Source organism: Fundidesulfovibrio sp., assembly GCF_058402725.1.
This window is the reverse complement of sequence record NZ_JBZVFJ010000033.1, coordinates 18,746-28,836: the sequence shown is the minus strand read 5'-3', so window position 1 is coordinate 28,836 and position 10,091 is coordinate 18,746. Positions and strand designations below refer to the sequence as shown.

At 65.1% G+C, this 10,091-nt stretch carries 6 protein-coding genes and 1 tRNA gene; 6 read left to right on the top strand and 1 reads right to left on the bottom strand.

Going from position 1 to position 10,091, the window contains the following annotated elements; all coding sequences use genetic code 11:
* The first annotated feature begins 172 nt into the window (after nt 1-172).
* The 6 genes from ACV4UX_RS06545 to ACV4UX_RS06520 all read left to right on the top strand — a co-directional run bounded on the left by ACV4UX_RS06545 (nt 173) and on the right by ACV4UX_RS06520 (nt 9,651).
* Nucleotides 173-2,107, top strand: coding sequence for a methyl-accepting chemotaxis protein (locus tag ACV4UX_RS06545; RefSeq protein ID WP_491592512.1), 1,935 nt, complete (start codon nt 173-175; stop codon nt 2,105-2,107).
* Between the two features lie 170 nt (nt 2,108-2,277).
* Entirely contained in the window at nt 2,278-3,705 is a 1,428-nt protein-coding gene (locus ACV4UX_RS06540) for a DUF1254 domain-containing protein (RefSeq protein ID WP_491592511.1), read from the top strand.
* Nucleotides 3,706-3,811: 106 nt separating this feature from the next.
* On the top strand, nt 3,812-4,606 hold the full coding sequence (locus tag ACV4UX_RS06535) for a hypothetical protein (protein WP_491592510.1): 795 nt from the start codon (nt 3,812-3,814) through the stop codon (nt 4,604-4,606).
* Nucleotides 4,607-4,639: 33 nt separating this feature from the next.
* The gene (locus ACV4UX_RS06530) at nt 4,640-6,328 is read left to right on the top strand and encodes a sensor domain-containing diguanylate cyclase (RefSeq protein WP_491592509.1); all 1,689 of its coding nucleotides are present in this window, start codon (nt 4,640-4,642) and stop codon (nt 6,326-6,328) included.
* A gap of 761 nt (nt 6,329-7,089) precedes the next feature.
* A complete protein-coding gene (locus tag ACV4UX_RS06525) occupies nt 7,090-9,144 on the top strand; it encodes a HAMP domain-containing methyl-accepting chemotaxis protein (protein WP_491592508.1) in 2,055 nt (684 codons plus the stop codon).
* Between the two features lie 15 nt (nt 9,145-9,159).
* The gene (locus ACV4UX_RS06520) at nt 9,160-9,651 is read left to right on the top strand and encodes a chemotaxis protein CheW (RefSeq protein ID WP_491592507.1); all 492 of its coding nucleotides are present in this window, start codon (nt 9,160-9,162) and stop codon (nt 9,649-9,651) included.
* A 358-nt stretch (nt 9,652-10,009) separates the two neighbouring features.
* Here ACV4UX_RS06520 and ACV4UX_RS06515 read toward each other — a convergent pair.
* Nucleotides 10,010-10,085 (bottom strand) — tRNA-Phe (locus ACV4UX_RS06515).
* Nucleotides 10,086-10,091: the final 6 nt, after the last annotated feature.

Sequence of the window (10,091 nt, the reverse complement as noted above, 5' to 3'; positions counted from 1 at the left end):
GAGCCGCTTACGGGCGGCAAAGCCGCCCTGCTCCATGCTGCGCTGCGCGCAGGGCAGCCGACAAAGCCGCAAAGCCGATTTTGTCAGCAGCCTCAGGGCCGCCCCGAGGGCGGCCCTTTACTTTTCAGCACGCCTCCTTCATACGATGCAATAAGCTGGGCGGGAACTGCGCATGATTCCCGCCAAGTTGCACCGCGACACCATCCAACCCTGCGAGCGCATCATGGCCCAGAGCATCCTCCAGCGCCTTGCCGACACCCGGCTCACCATCAAGTTCCTCGCCGTCTCCCTGCTCAGCCTCGCGCTCTTCGCAGCCGCGCTCTTCGGGGTCATCCTGCCCCGGACTGAACGCGAGCTCCTCGATGTGCACAAGCGCGCCCTCCACTCCCTCGTGGGCAGCGTGGACTCCCTGCTCGTCGAATACGACCGCCAGGTCAAACAGGGCGAACTCCCACTCGCAGAGGCCCAGAAACGCGCCCTCCAGCGCATCAAGACCCTGCGCTACGGCCAGGGCGACTACTTCTGGATCAACGACCTGGCCGCGCCCAGGCCCCGCATGATCATGCACCCCACCGTACCCGCCCTGGACGGCAAAACCCTCGAAGACCCCAAATTCGACCAGGCCACCCACGCCCAGAAAGGCGCCAACGCCCCGCTGGAGGCCCTGCCGCGCAAGACCAACCTCTTCACGGCCTTCGTGGAAGCCGCCTCCGACACCGGCGAAGCCTACGTCATCTACCTGTGGCCCAAGCCCGTCCCCGGCGGCGGCGTCACCTCCGTGGTGTTCCCCAAGCTCTCCTATGTGAAAACCTTCAAGCCCTGGGGCTGGATGATCGGCTCCGGCGTCTACATCGACGACATCGACACCACCCTGCGCGCCCTGCGCCTGCTGGGCCTGGCCGTGCTGGCCGCCGTCTTCGTCGTGGCCCTGGCCGCCACCGTCTGGCTCACCCGCGCCTTCGTGGGACGCCAGGTGGACGCCCTCGTCGCCTACGCCGGGCGCATCGCCCAGGGCGACCTGCAGGCCGCCTTGGCCCCAGCCGCCTTCAAGGCCGAACTCGGCGTGCTGAAAAACGCCCTCACCGCCATGGTCGACCAGTTGCGGCAATCCCTCGCCCTCGCCGAGGAAAAAGGACGCGAAGCCGAGACGCAAGCCCGCTTCGCCCAGGAGCAGACCCGCCTCGCCCAGGACGCCCAGGCCCAGGCCGAACAGGCCAAACGCGAAGGCGAACTCGCCGCGGCCGCCGCCATGACCCAGGCCGCCCAAGGCATCCAGCACGTGGCCGCCGAACTTTCCACCCTGCTCGACCAGGCCGTCGAAGCCACCAACCAGCAACGCCAGGGCGCGCTGGAAAACGCCCGGGAGGTGGAAACCGTCACCCAGGCCCTGGCCAACGTCTCCCGCCTCGCCGACCAGGTGGCCGGACTCGCGGGCAGCGCCAGCGACAAGGCCCACGCAGGCTCCGACGTGGTGAAACGCTCCTCGCAGGCCATCGAGGCCGTCAACCGACAGGCCCAGGCCCTCTCCCAATCCATGAACCAGCTCGGCGGACAAGCCCAGGCCATCGGCGCGATCCTCACCACCATCGCGGACATCGCCGACCAGACCAACCTCCTGGCCCTCAACGCCGCCATCGAGGCCGCCCGCGCGGGCGACGCCGGACGCGGCTTCGCCGTGGTCGCGGACGAGGTGCGCAAGCTCGCGGAAAAAACCATGACCGCCACCCAGGAAGTCTCCCGCGCCGTCTCCGCCATCCAGACCGGCGCGCGCGACAACGTCCAGCGCATGGACCAGGCCGCCAAGGCCATAGAAGACGCCAACACCCTCTCCATCCAGTCCGGCCAGGTCTTCACCGACATCGTGGACATCGTGGGACGCTCCGCCCAGCAGACCTCCACCATCGCCTCCGAAGCGGGCGCGCAATCCCAGGCCATGCGCCAACTCGCAGGCGCCATGGACGAGATCGCCAGCCTCGCGGACCATGTGGCCCGCAACGCCTCGGATTCCCTCGACGCCCTCCACCGCCTCGAAAACGAACAGGACACCCTGCGCAACGTCATCCGGCGTTTCGATCAGGAATCCTCAGGCAAGGCCCTCCCCCGATGACATCATCACAGGCCGCCCGGCCCGACAACCGCGCCGCCGACCGCATCCCTCCCTCCGGACGCGTCACGGAGCGTGCCCTTTTCCCACGCGTGTCGTCCGAGGCAATCTGTCGCGGCCACTGACGAAAAAACAAACCTGAAGAAGCCCCCCTGAGACAGGAGATCACCTTCATGGCCGCATTCAACAAAACGACGTTCCTTGCCTGCTTCCTGTTCCTGGTCCTGGCGTCACGCCCCCTCCCGGCCCTGGCCAAGGACAACGTCCTCGAGGCCGTCTCGCTCGGTGTGGAAGCCTACATCTACGGCTACCCGCTCGTGACCATGGAAATGACCCGGCGCGTCATGACCAACGTGGAGAAGCCCCAGGGAACGCACGCCCCCATGGGGCAGTTCGTCCGGATGCGCGAGTATCCCTCGGCCGGGTTTCGCGACGTGACCGCGCCAAACGCCGACACGCTCTACACCACGGCGTGGATCGACGTGGGCCGCGAGCCCTACGTGCTCACGCTGCCGGACGCCAAGGACCGCTACTACCTCTTCCCCATGCTCGACGGCTGGACGGAGGTCTTCCAGGTCCCCGGCAAGCGCACCACCGGCACGGGGCCGCAGCAATACGCCATCACCGGCCCCGGCTGGAAAGGAAAGCTGCCCGACGGCGTGAAGGAGTACAAGTCGCCCACCAACATCGTGTGGCTGCTCGGGCGCATCTACTGCACCGGCACGCCCGAGGACTACGCGGCCGTACACAAACTGCAGGACGAGATTGCGCTCGTGCCGCTCGGCTCCTATGGCAAGCCCTACACGCCGCCCGCCGGGAAGGTCGATCCCGCCGTGGACATGAAGCTGGCCGTGCGCGAACAGGTCAACGCGCTCAGCGCGCACGACTACTTCAACCTGCTGGCCAGGCTCCTGAAGGACAACCCGCCCGCCCCGGCCGACAAGCCCATGCTGGCGAAGATGGCAAGGCTGGGCATCGCGCCCGGACAACCCTTCGACGCAAGCAGGCTCACCCCCCTGGCGCGCGAGGCCTTCTCCACGGTCCCGAAAATCGCCAACGACAAGATCATGCTCTGGATGAAGGAAGGCGTCCTCGCCGGAGACATGACGCTCCAGAACGGCTGGGCCTTCACCACCAAGACCGGGAAATACGGCGTCAACTACATCCAGCGCGCCCTGATCACCGCCATCGGCCTGGGCGCGAACCTCCCCCAGGACGCGGTCTATCCCACCTCCGAAGGCCCGGACATCCTCGGATCGTACCACGGCGCAAAGCGCTACGTGATGCGTTTCGAGAAGGGCCAGCTCCCCCCGGCCGAGGGCTTCTGGTCGCTGACCATGTACGACAAGGACTACTTCTTCGTGAAAAACCCCCTCAACCGCCAGAGCGTCAGCGCCAGGCAGAACCTGAAGCCCAACGCCGACGGCTCCGTGGACCTCTACATCCAGCACGACAATCCCGGGCCGGACAAGGAGTCCAACTGGCTGCCCGCGCCCAGGGACGCCTTCGTCCTCATGCTGCGGCTCTACTGGCCGAGCAAGGCCAGCCCCTCGATTCTCGACGGCTCCTGGGTCATCCCGGCGGTGAAAGAGGCGAACTGACGCGCCCCGACGGATCGTTCCCGGCCGGGCCTTCGCGTCGAAGACCCGGCCTGCGGGGCCTCGCGCCCCTTTTGCGCCAACCCGAACCCGACCGGCTGGAGGCCTTATGCCCAACACCTCGGCCAGGTGTTTCCTCCTGACAGCGCTTCTCGGTCTCACGCTCATTTCCGTTGCCGCTCAAGCCGCCGCGCCGAACCCTTCCGGCGGCGACCTCAAGGTCACCCTGGCCCCGTACGCCTGGCTCACGGGCCTCTCGGGCACGATGGGGGTGCGGGGGGCCCAGGCCAACGTCGATTCCAGCTTCGCCGACCTCTCCAAATACCTGAACATCGCGGGCATGCTCCACGCGGACATCCTCTACCGGGACGCCTTCGGGCTCCTGGGCGAGGTCAATTACGCCCAGCTCGGCGACCAGTCCTCGGGGAAACGGGTCTCCCTGGACGGTCAGATGGGCCTGTTCCTCTCCGATGTGGCCGGGTTCTGGCGCGTGGGAAGCGCAGCGTTGGGCAAGGACGGGGCCGCGCCCGCAAGCCTGGACCTTCTGGCGGGCGTCCGCATCTGGAGCCTGGCCATGCATCTCAAGAGCGATTCGCCCATCAACAGCCGTTCGATCTTCGGGCAGAGAAGCTGGGTGGACCCCGTGGTGGGGGCCAGGGTGCAGTTCCAGTTGACCGACGCCTGGAAGGCTGAACTGCGCGGCGGCGTCGGCGGCTTCGGCATCAGTTCGGCCATCACGTGGGACGCCATGGCCCTGGTGGGCTACACCTTCTGCGACCACGGCACGGCTTTCATCGGCTACCGAGCGGTGGGCGTGAACCACTCGGAAGGCAGCGGCAAAGACTCTTTCAAGTTCGACGCCGTCCTGTCGGGGCCGGTCCTTGGAGCGGCCTTCACGTTCTGACGGCTGTCCGGGGGTGCTCCCCTGCGGGAGCAAATGCCCATCGCAATCGGACCTCCGATCGCAGCCGGTCTTGTCCATGCAATGAAAAACGCCATGCACACCCGTACGAGAACACCCCGAGCCTTTCCGTGGAAGCTTCCGCTGGCGCAGCAGCTGCGGCACATCCTCGGCGCGCGGCTTGTCGGGATTCTCCTGGCCGTGTTGGCGGGCGTGCTTGCCGCCGGAATTCCGGCGACCTCCTCCCGCGTCCGCCAGAACATGGCCGAAGGGCGGCAGAAAGTGATCGCCGCCGGCCAAGCACTGGTGAAAACCATCGACCACGATCTGGAGAACCACGTCTACAACGTGAGGGCCATGCGCAACGTCGCGGAGAGTTGCCTGTCCGGCTATCTGACGCGCCCGGGCAATCCGGCGAACCGGTTGCGGCCCCTCCCGGGGAGGGACGGGTACGCCTCGCTCCCTTCGGCAAAGGAGAGGGACCGCCTGGCCTATGGCCGCATGGTGGGACTCGGCCCAGTGCCCGGCCCCGACGCCCCCGTGATCGAGGAGATGCGGATGGCCGAAGCCCTGGCCCCCCTCATGAGGGCGATTCGGAACAGAAGCCCCGATACGCCCTGGGTCTATTACACGTCGGCCAGGGCCTTCATGTACCTCTTCCCCGCCGAGGAGGCCGAGGACTTCTTTTTCACCCCCGACCTGCTCGAGATGGAGTTCCTGACCGGCGCGACGCCGCAGGCCAACCCGTCCCGCGAATCCTTCTGGACGAAACCCTACACGGATGTGGCGGGAAAGGGCCAGATGGCCACAGTCAGTGATCCCGTCTACCAGGGGGACAGGTTCAGGGGGAGCGTCAGCATCGACGTCTCCGTCAAGAGTCTCCAGTACATCATGGACATGTACCCGCTGCCGGGAGTGAACGCCGCCCTGGTCAGCGAGGATGGCCAGCAGTTGGCGAGCCGCACGTTCGCGGACATCCCGCCCGGGGCCAAGGGGTATGAGTTTCACAGCCTCCCGCTCAAGCTCGTCCCCTGGCGCATCGATCTCGCCGTCGATGAGCGACGGCTGTTGCAGGATGCGCTGAAGGATCAGGCCGCGCTCATCGCTGGGATGTTGCTGATTGCGTCCGTGCTCTTGTTTTCGGCGCTTCTGGCGCGGCATGCCCGGCATGTGCGGGATCTCTCCATCCATGACGGCCTGACCGGCCTGTTCAATCGCAGGCATTTCGACGAGATCGCACCCTATCATTTCGATGCTGCGCGGCGCGGACTGGTGCGGATGGGCATGATCCTGGCGGACGTGGATTACTTCAAAAAATACAACGACGCTTACGGCCATCACCAGGGTGACAGGGCGCTTGTGGGAGTTGCCGAGACCCTGGAGAAGACGCTCCACCGGGGGACGGACCTGGCATTCCGCCTGGGAGGGGAGGAATTTCTCGTCATCGTGGCCCTGCACGAACAGGAAACCTTGTACCCGATCCTGGCCAAACTGAACCAGGCGGCCCGCGATTTGAACCTGCCGCACAAGGCCAGCCCGTACGGACACGTGACCATCTCACTCGGGGCGGTCATCATCGACCGGCATGCGTGGATGGACAGGGACGCCGCGTACTGCCGCGTGGACGAGGCCCTCTACCAGGCAAAGTCCCGGGGCAGGGACTGCTACGCCTTGCTGGAGGCCCTCCCCGCCGAAACGGGGCGCGCCTGCTCCGCCACGCCGTAACGCCCGCCCGCCTGGCGCACAGTGCTGCGGGCGGCCTCCCGCACGATGTCCACCCTCTGCCCACCCGAGTGCCGTGACATCCCACGGCTTCTCTTCCTCGTCGGAAGCGGTTCGCCCGGTTTTACAGATGATCCGCGTCGAGCCGGGCTGGCCAGGCCAGCATCCCGAAGCCACCACCTGCTTTCGGGTGGCCGCCCTTTCCTCGGAGTCTCCCCTTGGGCGGCGCGAGCCGCCCACCCGGCCATCAGCCCGAACAGACAGGGCGAGCGGACGGCAGCACGGTGCCGTTCCCGCGAGAGAGGCTTCGGCAGAGCGGCGCTTCCGCAGCCGGAACGGCTGGCTTCCTGCGCGATGCTCTGTACCGATTGGCGAATGCCATCTGCGCACTCCGCATCGATCGACACGGCCTATATGTGCACAGGCGAACACAGGATGCGTCCCGATCGGTTTGTGATTGGTCCGCCGGTCCATTCGTAAGCCTTTGTCTTTCATTGGTCATACTGCAAAATGATTGTTATTAAGATAGTGTAGTCACTTGTTTCTCTGTGCAGTTTGCTCAACTAATGGAGAAATATTGTTCGCTTCGGTAGACCATGCTGCGCCTGCTGTGCTACGTTGAAGTTCTCTCCGACGGGGTGGCCGCCAGTGCAGTCGCGCTCCCGTCAGGAGGTCGGCCCTGAAAGCAGGAGGTGGAGCCCTTCTGCTTGTCCGAGTGGCTTTGAGGCGGGGCATCCAGGGACGTACCCAGGCGAAACATTCCAATGAAGGGCGTTGCTATGAAAAATTTGAAACTCGGAGTGAAGATCGGCCTTGGTTTCGGCATTCTCATTCTTATCGCAGGCCTCCTTGGCGGGATGGCCATGGTGAACATGCTCTCCGTGGGGAAACAGGCCGAGCGCCTGGCCCAGGAGGTCGCGCCCGAAGTGTCCGTGGCTACCGAAGTCGAGCGCTCCTCGTTGCAGACCATGTTCGCCATGAGAGGCTTCGTCTACACGGGGGATGAGGCCTTCTGGAAGCAGACCCAGAAGGAGCTTGTCGATGTGGAGAGGGCTCTCCAGCAGGCCAGGGACCTTGCCCGGAAGTATCCGAACCTGGTCAAGCTCAAGGAGAACGCGGAAAAGGCCGGCTCCAAGGTCGCTGAATGGAAGAAGCTTGCGGAACAGTCCTACTCCTTGGAGCACGCCATGGAGGCCAACCGCAAGGCCATGGACGAGAGCGCCCAGGCCTTCATGAAGAATTGCACTATGTATTTGGAATCACAGGGCAAAGCCTTGAGAGAACTGCTTGGAAGCCCCATGGTTGAGTCCGGCAAGGTCAAGGACCGGGCCGACAAGATCGAACTGATGAACGACGTGATCGACGCGGGCAATGCCGTGCGAGTGGCCAACTTCAAGGGGCAGGCCCTGCGCGACGTGAAGGTCATCCAGGAGGGACTGAAGAACTTCGAGATCATCGCCGCCAAGGAGCAGCAGGTCAGGGCCATCACGCGCCAGGACGCGAACATCCGCCAGCTCAACGAAATCCGCAGGGCCGCCGAATCCTACAAGGAGGCGATGCTGGCGTACGTTAAGAATTCATTCGCCACGGATGAGGCCACCAAGACGCGCAACTCGGTGGCGGAGGAGGTGCTCAAGGCCGCGGCCGACACCTCGTCCTACGGCGTGAAGCTGACCGAACAGCTCACGGATGAGGCTTCCAGGAGCCTGTCGGCCTCTTCCACCGTCATGGGCGTTGGTCTCGTGATCGCGCTCGTTCTGGGCGTGGCCGTGGCCTTCTTCATTACCAAGGGAATCACCGGCCCAGTGATCCAGGGCGTCACCTTCGCCCAGAGGATGAGCGAGGGCGACATGACCCTGGACCTGGACGTCAACCAGAAAGACGAGATCGGCATGCTGGCCGACGCCCTGCGCGAGATGACCAGACGCCTGAACGATGTGATGGGCGAGGTGGTGGAGGGGGCCAACAACGTGGCCTCCGGGTCGCAGGAACTCTCGGCCACGTCCGAATCCCTCTCGCAGGGCGCCAGCGAGCAGGCCGCCAGCGTGGAAGAGGTCTCCTCGTCCATGGAGGAGATGACCTCCAACATCCAGCAGAACGCCGACAACTCCGTGCAGACCGAGTCCATGGCCATGAAGGCCGCCAGGGACGCCGAGGAGGGTGGGCGCGCCGTGTCCCAGACCGTGGGCGCCATGAAGCAGATCGCGGAGAAGATCTCCATCATCGAGGAAATCGCCCGCCAGACCAACCTGCTGGCCCTGAACGCGGCCATCGAGGCCGCACGGGCAGGCGAACACGGCAAGGGGTTCGCGGTCGTCGCGGCCGAGGTGCGCAAGCTGGCCGAGCGCTCAGGACACGCGGCCGCCGAAATCTCGTCCTTGTCCACAGAGTCGGTGGCCGTGGCGGAAAAGGCGGGGAACATGCTCTCGGCCATTGTGCCCGACATCAAGAAAACCGCCGAACTGGTGCAGGAGATCGCCGCAGGCTCGCGCGAGCAGAGCGCAGGCGCGGACCAGATCAACAAGGCCATCCAGCAGCTCGACCAGGTCATCCAGCAGAACGCCTCCGCCTCGGAAGAGATGGCCTCCACCTCGGAAGAGCTCTCCAGCCAGGCCGAGCAGCTGCTTTCCACCGTGAGCTTCTTCAAGCTCAGGGGCTCGCACGGCGGCTCGCGGCCTGCGGCCCCCAAGGCCCTTCCCCAGGGCGCGCCCACCGTCGGCCGCCCCCGTCCGACGGTCCGGAAGGGGGCAAAGCCGGGGAAAGGCGTCTCCCTCGACCTTGGAGCGTCCGATCATGACAACGAATTCGAGAAATTCTAGCCCCGGGAGTACTCCGTGAGCGAGAACACGAACCAATACCTGACCTTCACCCTGGGTGAAGAGGTGTTCGCCCTGGACATCGCCTCGGTGCGCGAGGTGCTTGAATATACGACCATCACCAAGGTCCCCCGCACGCCAGAGGCCGTGCGCGGGGTGATCAACCTGCGCGGGCGGGCCGTCCCGGTGGTGGACGTTCGCCTGAAGTTCGGCATGCCCGAGACCAGGCGCACCGTGAACACGTGCATCATCATCGTGGAGGTGCGGATGGACGGCCAGGAAACGGTCCTGGGCGCCCTGGCCGATTCGGTCAAGGAGGTCATGGACATCGAACCCAAGGACATCGAACCAGCGCCCAGGATGGGAACCTCCGTCCATGCCGACTTCATCCAGGGCATCGGCAAACATGGGGACGACTTCATCATCATCCTGGACATCGACAAGGTGTTCAATGAGGACGAGTTGCTCATGCCTGAAGCTGCGGAGGAGGGCTCCCAAAGCGCAGCGTGACGCAAGATTCCGGGAGCACGCAATCGAGAGGGGGCGCGTGCGGCGGCCGCCCCCTCTCCGCGTGGCCCTTTGGGCTTCGCTCGGGGGCGAGCGCCTGTCCGTGGAGTGGTTTCGCTCCAGAGTGGAAGCCAAGGTCGTCATTGTAGACTGGGCGCAGACTCTACAACGAGGCCCGGCCACTCACAACCCTGGGAATGATGAACCCAAAGCCTACGCGGGGATTATCGGCAAGAGTCTGATCCAGGGGCCACCCTCAAGGATCGAGTGGTACGAGGAATCCCGGCAGGTCAGTGGGGGACAGAATTTCCCGCCAAAAGAAAAAGGGCTCACGGTTTTACCCGTAAGCCCTTGATTTCTGTGGTGCCGAGGGAGGGAGTTGAACCCCCGACACGGGGATTTTCAGTCCCCTGCTCTACCAACTGAGCTACCTCGGCACGAGG